Here is a 19,533-nt window from a genome sequence, read left to right as displayed (position 1 = left end):
CGGAAGACGGATGCTCGTTCCGTCGTTCAGCCGAAAAGGCCCCATTCTCCGTCGTTTTGCCCCCCGGCCGCCGAGCCCGCCCCCGTAGCCGCGGCGTGCCCCGGCGTCAGCTCGAGATACCGCCCCGCGTTCCTCAGGATGCCCGCCCGCTCCTCCTCCGAGAGCTCGCGCCGCACCTTCGCCGGCACCCCCGCCACCAGCGACCCCGGCGGCACCACCGTCCCCTCTAGCACCACCGCGCCCGCGGCGACCAGCGACCCCGCACCGATGACCGCGCCGTTCAGCACCGTCGCGTTCATGCCGACCAGGCTTCCGTCTTCGACCGTGCACCCGTGCAGCACCGCACCGTGACCCACGCTCACGCCCGCGCCGACCGTCACGGCGCTGCCGAGATCGGTGTGCACCACGACGTTGTCCTGCAGGTTCGACCCCTCGCCGAGCACGATGGGGTCGTTGTCGCCGCGCAGCACCGCCCCGTAGTACACGCTCGACCGCGCCGAGAGGGTGACCCGCCCGATGAGCGTGGCGGTCGGCGCCACCCAGGCGTCGGGGGCGATCTCGGGGGCGACCCCGTTATAGCTGATGATCATGAGGACTCCTTCGTCGTGATGTCGTGATGTCGCGTCGTCATTCGCCGTCGCTGTCCCTGTCGCTGCCTGACGGCTCACAGCCTGAACCCGAGCCGCGACACGATCGCCGCCTCCTGGTAGTCGAGCTGCTCCAAGAACTCCCGCGCCGCGTCGTCGTCGAGCCGGTTCGCGTCGCGCTCGTCGGCGACCGCATCCCGCTGCGCCTTCAGCACCCGACGATAGAGGTTGCCGAAGGTCTCGCCGTAAGCGCTCCGGCGCTCCACCTCGCTCGCGTCGACGGCGTCGCGCTCCGCATCGGCCGACTGCCGCTCGGCCATGGCCGTGACCCGCTCGATGAGCGCCGGGTCGACCCCGGGCGGCGGCGAGGCCACGAACTCGGCAAGCACCTTCGACGAGGCCGCCCGGGCGACCTCGAGCGCGTGCGCCGCCTGCTCCTTGTCGAACTGCTCCTGCTTCGGGTCGCTCAGCTTCAGCGCGCGGATGAGGAACGGCAGCGAGAGCCCCTGAACGAGCAACGTGCCGACGGCGACGATGAACGCGATGGCCTGGATCTCGGCCCGCCCCGGGAACGACTCCCCCGACGCCAGCAGCACCGGCACACCCGCGGCGGCGGCGAGCGTGACCACGCCGCGCATGCCCGTCCACGAGACGACGAGGCTCTCCTTCCAGCCGAGGAACACCGGGAACCCGCGCGGGCGCCGGCCGCGCGCCACGCGAGCCTCGTTCTCCCGCTGCAGCCGTTCGCGCATCCGTTCGTCTGAGGCGAACCGGCGCCGCAGCAGTTTGTCGCCCAGGAAGTTGCGCCCGAACGACAGGAACACCCACACCGGCCTGATGAACAGCACCACCAGCAGGATGAGCGCACCGGCCCCGAACACCGCCCACACCGACTGCCCGGCCTCCTGCAGGTCTTGGATGACGAAGCGCAGCTGCAGCCCCATGTAGGCGAACACGAAGGCCTCGAGCAGCACGTCGAGCGAGCTCCACACCTGCCGCTCCTGCAGCCTGGTCTGGTAGCCGGCCCGGCTCGACGACGAGCCGATGGCGAACCCGGCCGCCACCACCGCGAGCACCCCGGAGGCCTCGAACTGCTCGGCGAGCAGGTAGGCGGCGAACGGCACCACGAGCCCGAGCACCGTCTCGAGACTGGAGTCTTTGAGCAGTCGACGGATGGCCGTGGCCACGAACGCGAGCACCAACCCGACGAGCACACCCACCAGCGCGCTGTACCCGAACAGCAGCACCGGGTTCTCGAACAGCGTGTGGGTGCCGACCACCGCGGCCAGCGTGATGCTGAACATGGTGAGGGCCGCGGCGTCGTTGACGAGGCTCTCGCCGGTGAGGATCGACATCACGCGCTTCGGCAGACCGAGCTTGCGGCCGATCGCCACCGCCGTGACGGCGTCGGGCGGGGCCACGATGGCGCCGAGGATGAGGGCCGTCGCGAGGGTGAGCGACGGCACGATCCACGAGGCGAAGCCGCCCACCACGAACGCGGTGACCACCACGAGACCGACGCCGAGCCCGACGATGGGCCGGAAGTTGCGGGCGAAGGAGACGAAGGAGAAGTTGAGCGCCGCCGAGTAGAGCAGCGGGGGAAGCACGAGGCCGAGGATGATCTCGGAGTCGAGCTCGAGTCGGGTGAAGCCCGGGATGAACGACGCGGCGAAACCGACGAGCGTGATGACGAGGGCAGGCTGGAGGCCGCGTCGTTGGGCGATGCCGGTGACGGCGATCGCCCCCACGATCACGAGAAGCAGCTGGACTCCGTTCACGGTGCCACCCTAGTCGAGGCCTCCGACGCCGCGACGACGCCGCCCGACGCCCTAGTCTGATCTCATGGACGACCCGATCGACGCGCTCTCGTTGATCACCGAAGTGCTCAGCTGGATCGGCGTCGTGGCGGGCATCGTGCTGGTCGTCGCGGGCTACATCCGCCGCGCGGTCTTCACCGGCTGGCAGCAGACCCTCGGCGTCGTGGTGATCGACGGCCGCGGCGAGCGGGTCTACCGCTGGCTGGGCGACGACGGGGTGCTCTACGAGGCGCCCGCCCACGACGACGAGACCCAGGTGCTCGAGCCGGGCGACGACGTCACGGTCTTCGTGAACCCGCGCGACCCGTCGGTGGGGCGCGTCGAAGACCCGTCGCACGAGGGGCGGGCGCTGCGCACGACGGGGTGGATCCTGCTCGGGCTCGGGGTCGTGGCGATCGTGGTGCAGTTCGCGCTGCTCTTCGTGGCGGGTTGAGGTGCCCATGTCGAAGCCGAACCGCCCGCACGCCCTCTCCGGTGTCGTTCCCCTGGTCCGGATGCGCGGGCGCGACGTCGACGAGAAGGAGCGCGTCTCCACCCCGCTCGAGCTGCTGTTCGACCTCACCTTCGTGGTGGCCGTCTCGTCGATCGTCACCCAGCTCGCGCACGCCGTCGCCGAAGACCACGTCGCGACGGCCATCCCCAACTTCCTCATGGTGTTCTTCGCCATCTGGTGGGCGTGGCTGAACTTCACCTGGTTCGCCTCGGCCTACGACACCGACGACGTGCCCTACCGCCTGCTGACGATGCTGCAGATGGGCGGCGTGCTCGTGCTGGCCGCCGGCGTGCCGAGCGCCTTCGAGCACGGCGACTACCTGCTCATCACCATCGGCTACTTCATCATGCGCATCGCGCTGGTGGTGCAGTGGTTGCGGGCCGCGGCGCAAGACCCCGAGGGGCGGGCCACCGCCCTGCGCTACGCGCTCGGCATCTCGGTGGTGCAGGCCCTCTGGATCATCAGGCTCTTCACCACCGGCGGCCTCCCCGACGGCTGGCAGATCGCGATCTTCGCCGCCCTCGCGGTGTGCGAGATGGCGGTGCCGCTCTGGGCCGAACGCCCGCGGCAGACGCGCTGGCACCCGCACCACGTCGCCGAGCGCTACTCGCTGTTCGTCATCATCCTGCTGGGCGAATCGGTGCTCGCGTCGAGCGTCGGCGTTCAGGGCATCGTGAGCGCCGGTGCGGGCTCGGGCCCGTTCGTGCTCATCGCCGCGTCGGGCCTCGCGCTGCTGTTCGGGCTGTGGTGGATCTACTTTCTCGAACCCGCCCACGAGGGCCTCGAGCAGAACCGCTCCTGGTCGTACTTCTGGGGCTACGGGCACTACGTGGTGTTCGCCGCCCTGGCGGCCGTGGGCGCGGGCATCGAGGAGAGCGTGGAGGCGTTCGGCCACGAGATCGAGGCGCCGATCCAGGTCATCGGGTGGGCGATCGCGGTTCCGGTGGCGGTGTATCTCGTCGCGATGCAGGTGCTCTATCGGCCGCTCATCGGGCGCACCGTCATCCCGGCCTGGCTGTCGCTCGGGGCGGCGGCGCTCATCCTGCTGCTGCCGCTGCTCACGGAGGCGATCGCGCTGCCGCTCGTCGTGCTGCTCATCACGCTCGTGGTGGCGGCGGTGATCGCGGTGACGATCCTGCTGCGGCGGCCGCGCGGCGAAGAGCTCACCGCGGCGGGCTAGCCGGGCCTTCCGGCTCGTCGACGTAGCGCAGGATGTCGCCCGGCTGGCAGCCGAGCACCGAGCAGATGGCGTCGAGCGTCGAGAAGCGCACGGCCTTGGCGCGACCGTTCTTCAAGATCGAGATGTTCGCCACCGTGATGCCCACCGCCGCCGCGAGGTCGCTCACCGACATCTTCTTCTTCGCCAGCTCCACGTCGAGGTCGATCACGATCATCAGACCACCTCGGAGAGCTCGTCGTGCAGCTGGGTCGCCGTGTGCAGCAGGTGCCGCATCACCACGACCAGCAGGGCGAGCGCTGCGGCGGCCCCCGCGATGGCGGCCGCGAGCACCGCGACCGTGGCGCCCTGCGCATCCGTCGCCCCGCCCGTGACGAGCAGGTAGACCAGACCCGACGCCGAGATCGCCGCGCCGACGGCGAGCGCGCCGATGGCGGTGTCGACCCAGCGGTCGGAGCGCCGCGCCACCTCGAAGATGCGCGCGTCGCGCGCGAGCGACACCAGGGCCCACGCGCACACGAGCACGACCTCGATGCAGACGAGGCCGCCGATGGTGAGCACGGTCACGACCGTGGCCGCGGGCGTGGCGTCGCCGAGCATCGCCCCGGCGAGCGACCCGCTCGTCACCTGAGCCGTGATCGCGCCGGCGAACAACAGCACGAGCAGAGCGCGCAGCGCGCCGATGACGATGGCTGGCATGAGTCTCCCGTCGACCGATCTTCGAGAAGAATTTATCGAAAGTCGTGCACTTCATATCGTTTTTCGATATGTTAACGATCTCCACCTTACCGCAAGGAGCACAGGATGATCCAGCAGACAGCACCGGCGACGCCCGACATCGACCTCGAAGCCGACGTCCCCCATCGGCTGAGCAGCCCCTTCACCGAGTGGGCCGACTACTTCGAGAAGAACCTCGAGCGTCACGCCCGCCTCGACGCCACCATCCCCTGGCAGAGCACCACCCCGCTCTCGGCCTTCGACGCCGCGGCCATCGCGCGCTCGCTGCAGCGCTTCGAGCTCGGCGAGCGCGGTGAGGGAACGAGCCTGCGCGCGAAGGCGCGGCTGCTCGACGACCCCGTCTACGACGCGACGCTCAGCCTCTTCGTCGCCGAGGAGCAGAAGCACTCGGCGCTGTTCGGGCGGGCGCTCGAACGCTTCGGCGTGCATCCGCTCGGCGCGCACTGGTCTGACGCCGCTTTCGTGCGACTGCGCCGGCTGCTCGGGCTGCGCACCGAGATCATGCTCTTCCTCATCGCCGAGACGGTGGCGCTGGAGTACTTCTTCGCGCTCGAGCGCTCCGACGACCCCGTCATCAGGGGTGTGGCGCGGCGGGTGCTCACCGACGAGGTGGAGCACATCAGGTTCCAGGTGGCGCAGCTGCAGCTGTTCTTCGCCGGGGCCACGACGGGAACTCGGATGCTCGCCGCCGCAGCATCCTGGATCGTCGCCGTCGGCGCCGCCACCGTCATCGCCCTCGACCACGGGCCCGCCCTGCGCATCGGCGGCATCGGCCCGGTGCGCTTCTGGGGGAAGGGCCTGCGGCACTTCCGCCGTGCGCTGCGGTCGGCGCTCGCGCCCTGAGGGGTGGCGGCGCGCGTTTCTTGCGGACAAAGTCCGTCCGAATGTCATTTCGAACGGACTTTGTCCGCAAAAACGTTGGGCGGCGCGCTACTTCTTGTCGTCGTCGAGGAGGTCGCGCAGCTCGCGGCGGAGCACCTTGCCCACGTTCGACTTGGGCAGTTCGTCGCGGAAGAGGATGCGCGTGGGGCGCTTGTAGCCGGCGAGCTCGCCTTTGAGGTAGGTGCGGAGTTCGTCTTCGGTGAGCGACGGGTCGCTCGGCACGACGAAGAGCACGATCGTCTCGCCGGAGCGGTCGTCGTCGACGCCGATGACGCCCGCATCCTTGACCTGCGGATGCAGCATCGCCACCTCCTCGACCTCGCTCGGGTAGACGTTGAAGCCCGAGACGACGACCATGTCCTTCTTGCGGTCGACGATGGTGAGGAAGCCGTCGGGGGCCATGGTGGCGACGTCGCCGGTGAGCAGCCAGCCGTCGCGGAGCACGGCGGCGCTCGGCTCGGGCTGGTTCCAGTAGCCCGACATCACCTGCGGCCCCCGCACGCACAGCTCGCCGGGTTCGCCGAGGGGCACGACCGCGCCCTCCTCGTCGCGGATCTCGATGTCGGTCGACGGCAGCGGCAGCCCGATGGTGCCGACGCGCGGGGTCTCCCAGGTGGGGTTCACCGACACCACGGGCGAGGCCTCGGTGAGCCCGTAGCCCTCGAGCATGTCGCCGCCGGTGACCTCGCGCCACTGCTGGGCGGTCGCCATGCGCACGGCCATGCCGCCCGCGACCGCGAGCTTGACGCCCGAGTGGTCGAGCGAGCGGAAGCCGGTGTTCTCCATCAGCGCGCCGGCGAGAGTGCTCACCAGGATGAGCACCGACGGCTTCGTCTTCGCGAGCGTCTTCACGAGGTCATCCGTGTCGCGCGGGTTCGTGATGAGCACGTTGTGCGAGCCGTAGGCGAAGAACGCCAGCGCATTCACCGTGAGACTGAAGATGTGGTACAGCGGCAGGGCCGCGATCACCGTCTCCTCGCCCTCGTGCAGGCGCAGCTTCATGGGCGCGAGCATCTGCGCCTGGTTCGCGAGCAGGTTGTGGTGGGTGATGATCGCGGCCTTCGTACCGCCGGTCGTGCCTCCGGTGTACTGCAGCAACGCCGTGTCTTCGAGGCCGACAGAAGGCAGCTTCACCCCGGGTCCGCCTGAGGTGTTCGACGCCGCCGCCCGGCGGACGCCACCGAGCCTCGCACCGCTCGCCAGCACATCCCGCCACCGGGTGACCGAGACCGTGGAGCCGCTCGGGAGGTCGTGCGCCGGCACCAGGTGCCGCACCCGCTTCACCACGAAGTTGGTCACCACGCGCTTGACCCCGGGCAGCAGATCGCCCACCTCGGTGAGGATGACGTGCCGGATGCTCGTCTCGGCCACCACAGACGCCAGCTTGTCGGCGAAGTTCTCGAGCACGACGATGGCGACGGCGCCCGAGTCGACGAAGACCTTCTTCATCTCGTGAGCGGTGTAGAGGGGGTTCGCGTTCACGACGACGAGCCCGGCCTTCAGGGCTCCGTAGACGGCGATGGGGTACTGCAGCAGGTTCGGCATCTGCAGCACGATGCGGTCGCCTTTGGCGAGCCCGAGGTCGCCGACGAGGTAGGCGGCGAACTGGTCGGAGAGGCGCTTCACGTCGGCGAAGCTGAGCACCGCGCCGAGGTTCGAGTAGGCGGGCTTGCCGGCGAATTGCGAGCAGGTCGCATCGACGAGTTCACCGAGCGAGGAGAACGGCACCTCGTCGATCGTCGGCGCGAGTTTCGGAGAATAACTGGTGAGCCAGGGCCGGTTCGCGTAGTCGTTCATCGCCTTGTCGCTGTCGCCTTCTTCTCCGTCGAACACATGGATGCGGTCTCACGCTACCCGCTATGGTCGAGCCATGAGCAACGACGACGACGAGTACGACCGCCCCAGTGGCTTCATGGGCCGGCTCGGGCGTGCCCGGGCGCTCACCTGGATCGTGATCGTGGGGCTCGTGGCGCTCAGCATCGGGGCGATCTCGATCGTCGTGATCCTGCAGAACTCGATGTGAGCTGCGGCTCGCTGCCCTGGCTGCTCCCGCTCAGGGGGTGAGGGCGGGGCTCAGGGGTTGAGTGCGGGCTCAGGGGTTGAGGGCGGGCGAGCCTTCGTCGGGGGTGTTGTCGTCGACGAGCTCCTGGTCCCAGTCCTTCAGCGCCTGCTCGGCCTCTTCGCGGGAGTCGAACGGGCCGAGCGACGGGGCGCCGGGGAACTCCTCGGGGTTCAGGTCGGTGGTGACGAAGTAGGTCACGATGTCGTCGTTCTCGTGCTCGACGATGCGCAGGTCGGTCATAGCGCCGACTCTACCGACTCAGGCCGGCGGATGCGGGTACCACCCTGAACGACGGATGCCGGGGCCGCCTCGAAAAGGTGACCCCGGCATCCGGTGGTGTCGGTCGGGCGGTGGGGCGACTCAGAAGTCGAAGCCGCCACCGAAGTCGCCGCCGCCGAAGTCTCCCCCGCCGCCACCGAAGTCGCCGAAGCCGCCGCCCCAGTCGCCGCCGGCGTCGGCGGAGACGTCGCCGCCGCCCGCATCCGCACCCGTGTCGGCACCGGCGTCGGTGCCGCCGTCGGCGCCTGCGTCAGAGTTGGTGTCGGCGCCGGTGTCACCCGTGTCGGCAGCCTGGTCTACACCCGGGTCGGGGAGGAAGGCGCTCACGAGCGCGGAGCCGATGACGTACCCGGCGACGGTTCCGAGGAGCGACGAGGCGACCATGCCGCCGAAGCCCATGCCGCCGCGGTTGCCCGCGCCGCCGTTGCCTCCGTTGAAGGAGCGCTCGAGGGTGCCGGGCTGCCGCAGCTCGGAGCGGGTCGCCGACTGGGCCAGCGACCGCGGGTCGTCGCCGCGGGGCTGCTCGCCCGCCGGAGCGTTCTCGCTCAACTGCTGGAACAGGATGCGGCGCTGCTCGGGCGTGAGCTTCGTGAACGCCTCCTCGTGCACCTGCTCGATGGTCTCGGGCGGGGCGGTGCGAAGCAGGTACCGGTACCGCTCGACGGCGATCTCGTCGTCGGTGCGGGCGGGCTGCGCGGGGCTCGCGGGCTGGGGCGTGTTCTGTCCGTACTGGGGGTTCTGCCCGTACTGGGGGTTCTGGGCGGGGTACTGCTGCGGTTCTTCTCGGCCAAGGAGGCGGTCGAGGAATCCCATGGTGATCGCTCCGATCTCAGCGGCGCCGAACGCGCCGACACTGGGTTCCATCCTCCGGCCCGAGTGTGTGGATCGGCTGGACGCCCGCCCAACTCCCCCTGTGCACCGCCCGTGCGCGCGGCACACCGGCGCACCCTCGGGCCGTCACCGTGCGGCGGGCGGCGATCAGGGGGCGGGGAGGAGGAGAGCGTCGGAGACGAGTTCGCGCACGGCGGGGAGGAGGTCGGCGGTGAGGAGCGACTCGTCGACCTCGAGCACCTGGGCCAGGGCGGCGCAGAGGGCGCGCACGCCGAGGTCGCCGTCGCAGGCGCCCACGAAGGCGGCGAGCGCCGTGTCGAGGGGCACGGTGCGGGCGAACCCGCCGCCCTGGCGGAGCGTCATGACGACGGGGTCGTCGTGACCGGGCCAGTAGTGGCGCTCCTCCGTGACGTCGGAGGCGTAGACGAGGGTCGAGGCGAGCAGCGCGTCGTCGTCTCGGTGCGCCTGCCAGTCGTGACCGGCGAGGCACGCCTCGAGGTGAGCGCCGAGCCCCGCCGGGTTCGACCCGACCGCCTCGGCCACCCGCTCGTAGCGCGCCAGCGTCGGCGCCGCCGATTGCCCGGCGGCAGCAGCATCCGTGGCGCCCGCTCCACCGAACGCTCCGGCGACACCCGCACGCGCCGAGGCCGAGAACGCGGCCTCAGCATCTGGACCTTCGACCGGGGCGCCTCCCGAGGGCACCACCGGCACCGCCGGGGCCGCGGGGCGACGGAGGAGGATGTACCCGAACCCGACCTCGCGCACTCCCCGCGACGCGAAGTCGTCGAGCCAGGCGCTGTAGAGGGCGGCGAACTCGGGGGTGCCGGGGCGGGTGCCGCCGTCGCGGATCCAGGTCTCGGCGTAGGTGGGCGCATCCTGCCGCTCGCGCTCGATGACCCAGGCGTCGAGGGCGGCGACGCCGCCCGGCTCCACCCAGGAGCGCACACGCTCGAGCCCGTCACCGGCGTCGCCCCCGCCGCCGCCCGACCCGTCGCCCCGGTACTCCCAGTTGCCGAGCAGCTGGGCGATGCCCCCGGGTGTGAGGTGGTCGACGCTCTCCCGCACCACCGTCTCGACGAGCGCGTCTCCGACGAGCCCGCCGTCGCGATACTCGTACAGCGGCACGCCGTCGACGCGCGGGGTGATGACGAAGGGCGGGTTCGAGACGATGCGGTCGAAGCGCTCGCCCACCACGGGTTCGAACAGGCTCCCGTGCCGGAACTCGATGCGCTCGATGCCGTTCAGCCGCGCGTTGAGCCGCGCGATGTCGAGCGCACGCTCGGAGATGTCGGTCGCGACCACCCGCCGGGCATGCCGCGAGGCGTGCATGGCCTGGATGCCGCACCCCGTACCGAGGTCGAGCACCGACTCGACCGGCGTCGGGATCATGAGCCCGCTCAGCGTCGTCGACGCCCCGCCGATGCCGAGCACGTGGTCTTCGTCGAGCGCCCGCCCGAGCACGGCCTCCCCCAGATCGGACACGATCCACCAGCTCCCCGCCCCCAGCGTGTCGACGAAACTGTACGGTCGCAGGTCGAGTGCGGCGCGCATCCGTTCGTGGTCGTCGGCCGCGGCGAGGAGCCCGAGCTCTTCGGCCCCCGCCACGCCCAGCCGCGGGAACGCCGCCGCCACCTCGTCGACCGGCCGCGCCTGCCCGAGCAGGAACAGCCGTGCGAAGGTCTCGACCGGAGTCGGCGGGGTTCCGGATGCGCGCCCCGCGTCGAGCGCCCGCACCGCAGGTTCGGTCTGCCCGCGGAACAGGGCCGCCGCCGCAGCCTCGCCCCACAGAGCGTCGACGAGGTCGACGCGGTAGCGCCCGGCGGTGAGGTCGTCGCGGAGGAGGTCGATGAGGTGCTGCACGTGGTCCATTCAACAGCGTCCCGCCGACACCGGCAGGCGCTGCGAAAAAGGAGGGTCGAGTGTCACCGGTCGTCGCTACAGTGACCTCATGGTTCTCACGAATGCCGATCCGCTCGTCGCCTCGACCGCGTCGGGCGCGGTGCGCGGCCAGGTTCTGAACGGGGTGCGGAGCTGGCGCGGAATCCCCTACGGCGCCCCGCCGACGGGCCCGCTGCGCTTCCGCGCGCCGCAGCCGCCCGAACCGTGGGACGGCGTGCGCGACGCCCTCCACTTCGGCAACGCCGCGCCTCAGCACGAGAACCGCGCGGTCGCCCTGCCCGAGGGCGTCAGCCAGTCGGAAGACTGCCTGTACCTCAACGTCACGGCACCCGCCGACGCAGAGCCCGCCCCGCCCGCCGAGCGGGCACTCAATCCCGTCATGGTCTGGATTCACGGCGGCGCCTACGTCGCCGGCTCGAACGCCCAACCGCTCTTCGACGGCACGCACTTGGTCGCGAACGGCGACATCGTCTTCGTCGCCCTCAACTATCGGCTGGGCGCGCTCGGCTTCCTCGACTTCTCCTCCTTCTCCACCGAGGAGCTTCGCTTCGAGACCAACCTCGGGCTCCGCGACATCCTCGCCGGCCTCGCCTGGGTGCAGCAGAACATCGCCGCGTTCGGCGGTGACCCCGACGACGTGACGCTGTTCGGGGAGTCGGCGGGCGGCGGATGCGTCACCACCCTCCTCACGTCACCGAGCGCGGCAGGGCTGTTCCACCGGGCCATCGCCGAGAGCTCCCCCACCACGAGCGTCTACGGCCAGGAGCGCGCGGCGCGCGTTGCCGCACGGTTCCTTGAGTTCGCGGGCGCGCATCCTGATGCCCGCGGCGCTGTCGAAGAGCGCGAGGAGCAGGACGGGCCGCGTCCCGTCACCCCCGCCGAGCTCCTCACGCTCCCCGCCGGGGTGCTGAGCCAGGCGGCGTTCGAGCTCGTCGCCGCGGTGTCGGCCGATGCGCCGGGCACCCTCGCGATCGGGCCGGTGGTCGACGGCGACGTCGTTCCCGTGCATCCGATCGAGGCCTACAACGCCGGCTCGCAGCTGCCGCTCCCCCTCATCATCGGCACGAACCGCGACGAGGCGTCGCTGTTCCGGCTCATGAAGTCGCCGCTCATGCCCATCACGCAGACCTCGGTGCACGCCATGTTCGAGCAGATCGCCCTCGAGCGGCCCGAGCTCGACGTGGCGGCGCTCGAGCCGCGCATCGAGGGGGCCTACCCGCACTTTCCGCACCACCGCACGCCCGCCGAGGTGTCGCGCGACGCCGGGTTCCGCATGCCGTCGATCTGGCTCGCCGCCGCGCACAGCCGCGTCGCGCCCACCCGCATGTACCGCTTCGACCACTCGACGCCGGCCCTGCGACTGCTCGGCATCGGCGCCACGCACGGCGCCGAGATCGCCTACGTCTTCGGCAATTTCGAGATCACCAAGAAAGACTTCAGCTTCCGGCTCGGCGGGCGAGAGGCGGCCCACCGCCTGAGCGCCGTCATCCAGCACCGCTGGCTCGCCTTCGCGAGCGGTCGCGACGCCGTGGGGCCGGGCGGCGAGCCGTGGCCGCTCTACGACGAGGCCACCCGCAGCACGCTCGTCTTCGATCACGGCGAGACAGTCGTCGACGACCCCGATGCGGCGATTCGCACCGCCTGGGGCGACCAGGTCATCTCGTTCGAGTGACGGTGCGCGTCGCCTCGTACAGTAGATGACGGATGCGCGGCCGCCGCGCTCTGGGCGGGGGCCGGCGCGCTGGGGGCAGCGGCTGTCGCGGGGCTGAACCGCGCATCCGTTTTCATCTGCGACAATCGTGGGGGCCTCCGGCGTGTTCGTGCGGGGTGCCCTGTCGGCTTCCACCACGCATCGCCGCCCGCCCCGCTGAGGGCCCCTGACTTGAGGAGAACACCGCTGTGACGACGACCGTGCGCCTTGTCGCTTTCGATCTCGACGACACCCTCGCGCCCTCGAAAGCGCCCCTCGATCCGCGCATGGCGGAGCTGCTGGTGAATCTGCTCGATGCGGTGCCGGTGTGCGTGATCTCGGGCGGGCAGTTCGGGCAGTTCCAGTCGCAGCTGGTCGCGAACCTCCCCGAGAGCGCCTCGGGCAACCTCGAGCGCCTGCACCTCATGCCCACCTGCGGCACCCAGTACTACCGGTACGACAACGGCGACTGGAACCAGGTGTACGCCGAGAACCTCACCGACGAGCAGAAGACGGATGCGCAGACCGCGCTGGTCGACTCCGCCAAGAAGCTGGGGCTGTGGGAGGAGCAGACGTGGGGGCCGATCCTCGAAGACCGCGGGTCGCAGATCACGTACTCGGCGCTCGGGCAGCAGGCTCCGATCCCGGCGAAGGCCGCGTGGGACCCGACGGGCGCGAAGAAGGAAGCGCTGCGCGCCGCGGTCGCCGAGCTGCTGCCTGAGCTCGAGGTGCGGTCGGGTGGGTCGACGTCGGTGGACATCACCCGCAAGGGCATCGACAAGGCGTACGGCATCAACCGGCTCGCGGAACTCACCGGCATCCCGGCGGCCGAGATGCTGTTCGTGGGAGACCGCCTCGACGAGGGCGGCAACGACTACCCCGTCATCGTCACCGGCATCGCCACCCACGCCGTCGAGGGCTGGGAAGACACCGCCGCCTTCGTCGAAGGGTTCCTCGCCGCCCGCGCTTGACCCGCAGCCGCGCCCGCGCGGTACCGGCGCGCGGCGCCCGCACGGTAGCCGCGCCCGCGCGGTAGCGGCGCGGCGCGCCCGCGCCCGCCCTACTCCCCCTTGCTCGGCTTGCCGAGGTCGATCTCCGTCTCTTCGACGTCGATCTTCGCCAGCACCGCCTTCACCGCGCGCTCCTGGTACCGGCCCTCCGCGCGGGCCGCGAGCACCGCATCCCGCTCGGCCGCGATCATCACCCGTCGCAGTCGCGCGTACGCCTTCGCGGGCGGCTCCGACCCCTCCTCCCCCGGGTTCTGCAGCGCGTCGTTCAAGAAGTTCGCGTTGATGCGCAGGCGGTCGACGACACGCTGGTCGACAGCATCCGTCACCTCCTCCTCGAGTCGGGCGAGCCCAACGGTCTGCGCCTCGGCCATGAGCATGTGCACCTCGCTCTGCTCCTGACTGAAGTCGGGCGGGGGCAGTTTCAGCCGCCGGATGACGAACGGGAGGAACGCCCCGCCGAGCAGCGTCCCCACCACCACGACGAACGCGAGGAACTGCAGGAACGACCGCCCAGGCGTCTCCTCCGGCAGCAGGAACACCGCCGCGAGCGTGACCACTCCCCGGATGCCCGCCACCGACACCGCGAGCCCGTTGCGCCAGCTCCACCCCCGCTCGCGCAGCCAGCGCGGCCCGAAGCGGTAGACGGAGGTGGTGAAGAGCATCCAGAGGAGGCGGGACAGGAACACCGCGAGCAGGAGCGCGGCCGAGATGAGCACGGTCGGCCACACCCCGGGGCTGTCGGCCACGGCCCCCTGGAAGATGCCGAACAGGCTCAGCCCGATGAACAGGAACACCGCGTTCTCGAGCAGGAACTGGATGGTGCGCCAGTTGAGCGACTCCGCGATGCGCGCCTGCGCGGTCTGGATGACGGGAGCCCTGAACCCGAGGAACAGCCCGGCCACCACCACCGCCAGCACCCCCGACCCGTGCAGCAGTTGCGCGGGGATGAACGCCAGGTACGGCGTCACGAGCGACAGGCTGGTGTCGAGCACGGGCGACTTCAACTGCTTGCGGATGAACCCGAGCACGAACCCGACGAGCAACCCGAACCCCACGCCGACCACGACCGCGATCACGAACTCAAGCACGATGCCCCACGGGGTGAGGGGTTCGGCTGTCGGATGCGCGGCCACGACGATCGCGGCGATGGCGGCGTTGAGCGCCACGAGCGCGGTGGCGTCGTTCAGCAGGCTCTCTCCCTCGAGCACGGTGACGAGCCGGCGTGGCAGGCGCAGCTTGCCGGCGATCGCGGTGACGGCCACCGCATCCGTCGGTGCGACGACCGCCCCGAAGGCGAAGGCGGCGGCGAGCGAGATGGCGGGGATGACGAGCCAGGCGGTCAGCCCGACGGCGATGACGGTGAACGCCACGAGCCCAACCGACAGGAGCAGGATGCCGTCACGTCTCGCCCGCACGTCGGCGAAGGAGGTGCGGATGGCGGCGGCGAACAGCAGCGGCGGCAGCAGGCCGTACAGGATGAGGTCGGGCTCGACCTCGATCGTCGGCACCCCCGGGATGAACGAGACCACGGCCCCCACGACGACGAGCACGATCGGGGCCGAGATGCCGGCCCGTCCGGCGAGGCCGGTGACGGCGACGGTGGTGACGACGAACGCGACGATCCAGATGATGGTGCCGAGGGTCTCTCCGTCCATTCCTCGATTATGGGGGTCGGCGGGGCGCCGTGCAGCACTGCTCGCGTCACCAAAGCTATTGCACTTAGCTTTACGGCTAGCTACAGTAGCTACATGACCTCTTCCGCCACCCCCGTCCGACCCGCGACCCACTTCCTCGCGACGAGAGAAGGTCGCATCGCCTACGACGTTCAGGGCGACGCGCCGAGCGACGAGCCCGGCCGCCCCACCCTTGTGATGCTCCCGGGCATGGGCGAGCTGCGCTCGACCTACCGTCACCTCACGCCCCTGCTCGTCGACGCCGGCTATCGCGTCGTGACCGCCGACCTGCGCGGGCACGGCGAAAGCGATGCGGGCTTCTCGTCGTACGGCGACGCCGAGACCGCCGACGACCTCGTGGCCCTGCTGCGCCACCTCGACACGCCCGCGGTCGTCGTCGGCAACTCGATGAGCGCGGGCGCTGCCGTCATCACCGCCGCCCGCCACCCCGAGCTGGTGAGCGGGCTCGTGCTGGTGGGGCCGTTCGTGCGCAACCCGGTCACCGCATCCGCTCTGCAGCGAGCGCTCTTCCGCGTGATGATGGCCCCGCTCTGGGCGCGACAGATGTGGAACGGCTACCTTCCCACCCTCTACAGCGGCCGCAAGCCCGACGACTTCGCCGAGTACCGCCGCCAGGTGTCCGCGGCGATGAAGCGCCCGGGCTACACGCGCTCCTTCAGCCTGACCACGCGCACCAGCCACGCCGAGGCCGAGGCGCTGCTCGGCTCGGTGCACACCCCCACCCTCGTGGTGATGGGCGCCTCCGACCCCGACTTCCCGAACCCCGCCGCCGAGGCGGAATGGGTGCGCGCCGCGCTGCAGGGCACCTCGGTGCTGATCGACGACGCGGGGCACTACCCGCACGCCCAGCAGCCGGAGCAGACCGCCTCCGCGATCACCGCGTTCCTCGCGGAGGGGCGCTCGCGTGCCTAGGGCCGGCCTCACCACCGCGGCCGTCGTCGACGCAGCGGCCCGCATGATCGACGAGCGGCCCGACGAGTCGCTCAGCCTCGCCACCCTCGCCGAGTCGCTCGGCGTGAAGCCGCCGTCGTTGTACAAGCACGTCGACGGGGTCGAGGGGCTCCGCCGCCGCGTCATGCTGCGCGCCAAGGGCGAGTTCGCCGACGTGCTGACGGATGCGGCGGTCGGCACCTCGGGAGCGGACGCGCTGCGAGCGTTCGCGACCGCGTACCGCCGCTGGGCGGAGTCGCACCCCGCCCAGTACGCGCTCACCGTGCGCGCGCCCCGCTCGGGAGACGCGGACGACGAGGAGGTGTCGGCGCGGCTTGCCGGGATCGTGTACCGCGTGATCGCGGGGTTCGACATCGGCGGCGACGACCTGATCGACGCCGCCCGCTTCGTGCGGTCGGCACTGCACGGCTTCGTCGATCTCGAGACGAGCGGGGCGTTCGAGCTGCCCGCGGCGACCGAGCGCAGCTTCGATCGCGCGGTCGCGAGTGTCGCCGGAGCCCTGGCGGACTGGGGCCGCGCCGCGTAGACTGTTCGCAAGACGCACGTACGTGCGGCTAGCGAACACGAGGTGGTGATGTGGTGATCTCCAAGGTGGTGGACGGGCTCGCAGAGGCGGTGGCGGGCATCGAAGACGGGTCGACCGTGATGATCAGCGGGTTCGGGCTCGCCGGGCATCCGGTCGCGCTCATCGACGCGCTGCGCGAGCAGGGGGCGACCGATCTCACGGTCGTGAGCAACAACGCCGGCAACGGCGACACGGGCTTGGCCGCGCTGCTCGCCGCGGGCCGGGTGCGCAAGGTCGTGTGCTCGTTCCCGCGGCAGGCCGACTCGTGGGTGTTCGACGGCCTGTACCGAGCCGGTGAGATCGAGCTCGAACTGGTGCCGCAGGGCAATCTGGCTGAGCGCATCCGTGCCGCCGGCGCCGGCATCGGCGCGTTCTACACCCCCACCGGCTTCGGCACCCTCGTCGCGGAGGGCAAGGAGACGCGCACCATCGACGGCCGCGACTACCTGCTCGAGTACCCGCTGCGTGCCGACTACGCGCTCATCGGCGGGCTGAAGGCCGACCGCTGGGGCAACGTGGTGTACCGCAAGACCTCGCGCAACTTCGGGCCGATCATGGCGGCTGCTGCCCGCACCTCGGTGGTGCAGGTCGACGAGGTGGTGGAGCTGGGGGCACTCGACCCGGAGCAGGTGGTGACGCCCGGGATCTTCGTCGACCGGGTGGTCGAGGTGGGCGAACGGGCCTGGTTGCGCGACGGCGTGTTCTCGCCCGAGGCGGTGTCGGCATGAGCGCGGCGACGGATGCGCGGGGCGCGGCGACCGCGAAGGGCGGCACGGCCAGCGGCGGCAGCAGCGGCACAGATGCGCGGCCCGGCCTCGGCCGGCGGCAGCTCGCCGCGCGGGTGGCCGCCGACATCCCTGACGGGGCGTACGTGAACCTCGGCATCGGGGCGCCCACGCTCATCGCCGACTACCTGCCCGAGGGGCTCGAGATCATCCTGCACACCGAGAACGGGCTGCTCGGCATGGGCCCGGCGCCGGCGGCCGACGCGGTCGACCCCGATCTCATCAACGCGGGCAAGCAGCCCGTCACCGAGCTGGTGGGGGCGGCCTACTTCCACCACGCCGACTCCTTCGGCATGATGCGCGGCGGGCACCTCGACATCTGCGTGCTCGGCGCCTTCCAGGTCTCGGAGCACGGCGACCTCGCCAACTGGCACACCGGCGGGCCCGACGCCATTCCGGCGGTGGGCGGCGCGATGGATCTCGCGATCGGCGCCAAACAGGTGTTCGTCATGACCGACCTGCTCACCCGCGACGGCACCTCGAAGCTCGTCGCCGCCTGCAGCTACCCCGTCACGGGCGTGCACTGCGTGAGCCGCGTGTACACCGACCGCGCGGTCTTCGACGTCACGCCCGAGGGCTTCGCGGTGACCGAGCTGTTCGGATCGACGACCCTCGACGAATTGCGCGGCCTCACCGGGCTCGACCTCGTCGACGCGACGGATGCTGCGGGCGGCGACGCGGCGAAGACCACCGATTCAGCGCAGACCACTCACGCAGAAGGAGACGCCTCATGACCACCGCGAGCTTCGTGTACGACGCCGTGCGCACGCCGTTCGGCAGGTTCGGCAAGGCACTCGCCGGAGTGCGACCCGACGACCTGCTCGCCACGACCGTCGGCGCGGTGCTCGAGCGACACCCCGACGTCGACCCCGCCGACATCGACGACGTGGTGGCGGGAGCTGCGAACCAGGCCGGGGAGGACAACCGCGACGTCGCGCGCATGGCCGTGCTGCTCGCGGGGCTGCCGACATCCGTTCCCGGGGTCACCGTGAACCGGCTGTGCGGGTCGAGCCTGCAGGCCGTGATGGATGCGAGCCGCGCCGTCGAGTCGGGCGACTCCCGCCTGGTGCTGGCGGGCGGCGTCGAGTCGATGAGCCGGGCGCCGTGGGTGCTGTCGAAGCCCGAGCGCGCCTACCCGGCGGGCAACGAGACGCTGCACTCGACGACGCTCGGGTGGCGGCTGGTGAACCCGGCGATGCCGAAGGAGTGGACGATCTCGCTCGGCGAGTCGAACGAGCGCCTCGCCGAACGCTACGGGATCACGCGTGAGGAGCAGGACGCGTTCGCCGCCGCCAGCCACGTGAAGGCGCAGGCCGCGTGGGACGCCGGCGTGTTCGAGCACGAGGTCGTGCCCGTGCCTGGGGTGGCGCTGGCGCGTGACGAGGGCATCCGCGGCGACTCGACCGTGGAGTCGCTCGCCGGGCTGAAGCCCGCCTTCCGGCCCGACGGCACCATCACCGCGGGCAACGCCTCGCCGCTGAACGACGGCGCGTCGATGGTGATCGTGGGGGCAGAGGATGCTCGCATCGAGGCCGAACCGCTGGCCCGCATCGTGGGGCGTGGTGTGGCGGCTGTCGATCCCGACGTGTTCGGCATCGGGCCGGTCGAGGCGGTGAACCGGGCGCTCGCGGCGGCCGGGAAGACCTGGGCCGACGTCGACGTCGTGGAGCTCAACGAGGCGTTCGCGGCGCAGAGTCTCGCGTGCCTGAAGCTGTGGCCCGAGCTCGACCCGTCGATCGTGAACGTGCACGGCGGGGCGATCGCGATCGGGCATCCGCTCGGCGCCTCGGGCGCCCGCGTCGTGGGGCACGCCGCCCACGAGCTGGCGCGGCGCGGCGGCGGTGTCGCGGTGGCCGCGATCTGCATCGGCGTGGGCCAGGGGCTCGCGGTGGTGCTCGAGCGCTGAGCGGCGCGGGCGGAGGCGCAGGGCGGCGGCCGGCCGGGGGCGGCGGGCCGGTGCGGGCGCGGGCGCGCCGACACCCGGCGAAACGACGGAGTCTCGGCCGCACACCGAGCCGAGACTCCGTCGATCGGCCCATCCCGGCCCAGACTCCGTCGTTTCGCGGAGGGGCG

At 71.2% G+C, this 19,533-nt stretch carries 20 protein-coding genes; 11 read left to right on the top strand and 9 right to left on the bottom strand.

Going from position 1 to position 19,533, the window contains the following annotated elements:
* Nucleotides 1–26: 26 nt before the first annotated feature.
* A complete protein-coding gene (locus HL652_RS03205; protein ID WP_171703961.1) occupies nucleotides 27–590 on the bottom strand; it encodes a gamma carbonic anhydrase family protein in 564 nt (187 codons plus the stop codon).
* Nucleotides 591–664: 74 nt separating this feature from the next.
* Nucleotides 665–2,365 (bottom strand): cation:proton antiporter, encoded by a 1,701-nt coding sequence (locus HL652_RS03200; protein ID WP_171703960.1) that lies wholly within the window; start codon nucleotides 2,363–2,365, stop codon nucleotides 665–667.
* Between the two features lie 64 nt (nucleotides 2,366–2,429).
* Between HL652_RS03200 and HL652_RS03195 the strand changes: the two genes are divergently transcribed.
* Together HL652_RS03195 and HL652_RS03190 are read left to right on the top strand one after the other, a co-directional pair.
* Nucleotides 2,430–2,837, top strand: a complete 408-nt coding sequence (locus tag HL652_RS03195) for a DUF3592 domain-containing protein (protein ID WP_171703959.1) — start codon at nucleotides 2,430–2,432, stop codon at nucleotides 2,835–2,837.
* A 7-nt stretch (nucleotides 2,838–2,844) separates the two neighbouring features.
* Nucleotides 2,845–4,077, top strand: coding sequence for a low temperature requirement protein A (locus HL652_RS03190; protein WP_171703958.1), 1,233 nt, complete (start codon nucleotides 2,845–2,847; stop codon nucleotides 4,075–4,077).
* On the opposite strand, the gene HL652_RS03185 is transcribed toward HL652_RS03190, so the two are convergent.
* Both HL652_RS03185 and HL652_RS03180 read right to left on the bottom strand, forming a co-directional pair.
* Nucleotides 4,061–4,294 carry a helix-turn-helix domain-containing protein gene (locus tag HL652_RS03185; RefSeq protein ID WP_171707152.1) on the bottom strand — a complete coding sequence of 78 codons (234 nt, stop codon included), beginning with the start codon at nucleotides 4,292–4,294 and terminating at the stop codon, nucleotides 4,061–4,063. The two genes, HL652_RS03190 and HL652_RS03185, sit on opposite strands and share 17 nt — an antisense overlap.
* Nucleotides 4,291–4,773 (bottom strand): DUF2975 domain-containing protein, encoded by a 483-nt coding sequence (locus tag HL652_RS03180; RefSeq protein WP_171703957.1) that lies wholly within the window; start codon nucleotides 4,771–4,773, stop codon nucleotides 4,291–4,293. The genes HL652_RS03185 and HL652_RS03180 overlap by 4 nt, the downstream gene beginning before the upstream one ends.
* Nucleotides 4,774–4,878: 105 nt before the next feature.
* On the opposite strand from HL652_RS03180, the gene HL652_RS03175 reads away from it, so the two are divergent.
* Entirely contained in the window at nucleotides 4,879–5,655 is a 777-nt protein-coding gene (locus tag HL652_RS03175; protein ID WP_171703956.1) for a ferritin-like domain-containing protein, read from the top strand.
* 87 nt (nucleotides 5,656–5,742) lie between these two features.
* On the opposite strand, the gene HL652_RS03170 is transcribed toward HL652_RS03175, so the two are convergent.
* Nucleotides 5,743–7,527: an AMP-binding protein gene (locus tag HL652_RS03170; protein WP_253743613.1), complete on the bottom strand. Its 1,785-nt coding sequence runs from the start codon at nucleotides 7,525–7,527 to the stop codon at nucleotides 5,743–5,745.
* 37 nt (nucleotides 7,528–7,564) lie between these two features.
* On the opposite strand from HL652_RS03170, the gene HL652_RS03165 reads away from it, so the two are divergent.
* Nucleotides 7,565–7,717 (top strand): hypothetical protein, encoded by a 153-nt coding sequence (locus HL652_RS03165; RefSeq protein WP_171703955.1) that lies wholly within the window; start codon nucleotides 7,565–7,567, stop codon nucleotides 7,715–7,717.
* Between the two features lie 69 nt (nucleotides 7,718–7,786).
* On the opposite strand, the gene HL652_RS03160 is transcribed toward HL652_RS03165, so the two are convergent.
* The 3 genes from HL652_RS03160 to HL652_RS03150 all read right to left on the bottom strand — a co-directional run bounded on the left by HL652_RS03160 (nucleotide 7,787) and on the right by HL652_RS03150 (nucleotide 10,735).
* Nucleotides 7,787–7,996 carry a hypothetical protein gene (locus HL652_RS03160; RefSeq protein ID WP_171703954.1) on the bottom strand — a complete coding sequence of 70 codons (210 nt, stop codon included), beginning with the start codon at nucleotides 7,994–7,996 and terminating at the stop codon, nucleotides 7,787–7,789.
* Between the two features lie 120 nt (nucleotides 7,997–8,116).
* The gene (locus HL652_RS03155) at nucleotides 8,117–8,848 is read right to left on the bottom strand and encodes a hypothetical protein (RefSeq protein ID WP_171707150.1); all 732 of its coding nucleotides are present in this window, start codon (nucleotides 8,846–8,848) and stop codon (nucleotides 8,117–8,119) included.
* 165 nt (nucleotides 8,849–9,013) lie between these two features.
* The gene (locus HL652_RS03150; RefSeq protein WP_171703953.1) at nucleotides 9,014–10,735 is read right to left on the bottom strand and encodes a DUF7059 domain-containing protein; all 1,722 of its coding nucleotides are present in this window, start codon (nucleotides 10,733–10,735) and stop codon (nucleotides 9,014–9,016) included.
* A gap of 79 nt (nucleotides 10,736–10,814) precedes the next feature.
* On the opposite strand from HL652_RS03150, the gene HL652_RS03145 reads away from it, so the two are divergent.
* Together HL652_RS03145 and HL652_RS03140 are read left to right on the top strand one after the other, a co-directional pair.
* The gene (locus HL652_RS03145; RefSeq protein WP_171703952.1) at nucleotides 10,815–12,437 is read left to right on the top strand and encodes a carboxylesterase/lipase family protein; all 1,623 of its coding nucleotides are present in this window, start codon (nucleotides 10,815–10,817) and stop codon (nucleotides 12,435–12,437) included.
* Nucleotides 12,438–12,664: 227 nt separating this feature from the next.
* The gene (locus HL652_RS03140) at nucleotides 12,665–13,426 is read left to right on the top strand and encodes an HAD-IIB family hydrolase (RefSeq protein WP_171703951.1); all 762 of its coding nucleotides are present in this window, start codon (nucleotides 12,665–12,667) and stop codon (nucleotides 13,424–13,426) included.
* An 89-nt stretch (nucleotides 13,427–13,515) separates the two neighbouring features.
* On the opposite strand, the gene HL652_RS03135 is transcribed toward HL652_RS03140, so the two are convergent.
* The gene (locus HL652_RS03135) at nucleotides 13,516–15,120 is read right to left on the bottom strand and encodes a Na+/H+ antiporter (RefSeq protein WP_171703950.1); all 1,605 of its coding nucleotides are present in this window, start codon (nucleotides 15,118–15,120) and stop codon (nucleotides 13,516–13,518) included.
* A gap of 93 nt (nucleotides 15,121–15,213) precedes the next feature.
* Here HL652_RS03135 and HL652_RS03130 point away from each other — a divergent pair, with 93 nt between their 5' ends.
* From HL652_RS03130 to HL652_RS03110, 5 genes are read left to right on the top strand one after another with little or no spacing between them, the layout of a single operon-like run.
* Nucleotides 15,214–16,071 carry an alpha/beta fold hydrolase gene (locus tag HL652_RS03130; RefSeq protein WP_171703949.1) on the top strand — a complete coding sequence of 286 codons (858 nt, stop codon included), beginning with the start codon at nucleotides 15,214–15,216 and terminating at the stop codon, nucleotides 16,069–16,071.
* On the top strand, nucleotides 16,064–16,636 hold the full coding sequence (locus HL652_RS03125; protein WP_171703948.1) for a TetR-like C-terminal domain-containing protein: 573 nt from the start codon (nucleotides 16,064–16,066) through the stop codon (nucleotides 16,634–16,636). The genes HL652_RS03130 and HL652_RS03125 overlap by 8 nt, the downstream gene beginning before the upstream one ends.
* A gap of 53 nt (nucleotides 16,637–16,689) precedes the next feature.
* Complete coding sequence (locus HL652_RS03120; protein WP_171707149.1) at nucleotides 16,690–17,403, top strand: 3-oxoacid CoA-transferase subunit A; 714 nt, start codon at nucleotides 16,690–16,692, stop codon at nucleotides 17,401–17,403.
* Complete coding sequence (locus HL652_RS03115) at nucleotides 17,400–18,194, top strand: 3-oxoacid CoA-transferase subunit B (RefSeq protein ID WP_171703947.1); 795 nt, start codon at nucleotides 17,400–17,402, stop codon at nucleotides 18,192–18,194. The genes HL652_RS03120 and HL652_RS03115 overlap by 4 nt, the downstream gene beginning before the upstream one ends.
* Nucleotides 18,191–19,366, top strand: a complete 1,176-nt coding sequence (locus HL652_RS03110; RefSeq protein ID WP_171703946.1) for a thiolase family protein — start codon at nucleotides 18,191–18,193, stop codon at nucleotides 19,364–19,366. Before HL652_RS03115 ends, HL652_RS03110 begins: the two co-directional genes overlap by 4 nt.
* The last annotated feature ends 167 nt before the right edge of the window (nucleotides 19,367–19,533 follow it).

This window comes from Herbiconiux sp. SALV-R1 (assembly GCF_013113715.1).
In the GTDB taxonomy this organism is placed as follows: domain Bacteria; phylum Actinomycetota; class Actinomycetes; order Actinomycetales; family Microbacteriaceae; genus Herbiconiux.
Note: the sequence above shows the minus strand (reverse complement) of the source record. Positions and strands in the feature narration are given on the sequence as shown.

Excerpts from the sequence above, each read along its gene's own strand:
- HL652_RS03135 (WP_171703950.1), bottom strand. The coding sequence starts at position 15,120 with ATGGACGGAGAGACCCTCGGCACCATCATCTGGATCGTCGCGTTCGTC.
- HL652_RS03180 (WP_171703957.1), bottom strand. The coding sequence starts at position 4,773 with ATGCCAGCCATCGTCATCGGCGCGCTGCGCGCTCTGCTCGTGCTGTTG.
- HL652_RS03165 (WP_171703955.1), top strand. The coding sequence starts at position 7,565 with ATGAGCAACGACGACGACGAGTACGACCGCCCCAGTGGCTTCATGGGC.
- HL652_RS03205 (WP_171703961.1), bottom strand. The coding sequence starts at position 590 with ATGATCATCAGCTATAACGGGGTCGCCCCCGAGATCGCCCCCGACGCC.
- HL652_RS03160 (WP_171703954.1), bottom strand. The coding sequence starts at position 7,996 with ATGACCGACCTGCGCATCGTCGAGCACGAGAACGACGACATCGTGACC.
- HL652_RS03130 (WP_171703949.1), top strand. The coding sequence starts at position 15,214 with ATGACCTCTTCCGCCACCCCCGTCCGACCCGCGACCCACTTCCTCGCG.
- HL652_RS03175 (WP_171703956.1), top strand. The coding sequence starts at position 4,879 with ATGATCCAGCAGACAGCACCGGCGACGCCCGACATCGACCTCGAAGCC.
- HL652_RS03155 (WP_171707150.1), bottom strand. The coding sequence starts at position 8,848 with ATGGGATTCCTCGACCGCCTCCTTGGCCGAGAAGAACCGCAGCAGTAC.
- HL652_RS03145 (WP_171703952.1), top strand. The coding sequence starts at position 10,815 with ATGGTTCTCACGAATGCCGATCCGCTCGTCGCCTCGACCGCGTCGGGC.
- HL652_RS03110 (WP_171703946.1), top strand. The coding sequence starts at position 18,191 with ATGACCACCGCGAGCTTCGTGTACGACGCCGTGCGCACGCCGTTCGGC.
- HL652_RS03150 (WP_171703953.1), bottom strand. The coding sequence starts at position 10,735 with ATGGACCACGTGCAGCACCTCATCGACCTCCTCCGCGACGACCTCACC.
- HL652_RS03190 (WP_171703958.1), top strand. The coding sequence starts at position 2,845 with ATGTCGAAGCCGAACCGCCCGCACGCCCTCTCCGGTGTCGTTCCCCTG.
- HL652_RS03115 (WP_171703947.1), top strand. The coding sequence starts at position 17,400 with ATGAGCGCGGCGACGGATGCGCGGGGCGCGGCGACCGCGAAGGGCGGC.
- HL652_RS03195 (WP_171703959.1), top strand. The coding sequence starts at position 2,430 with ATGGACGACCCGATCGACGCGCTCTCGTTGATCACCGAAGTGCTCAGC.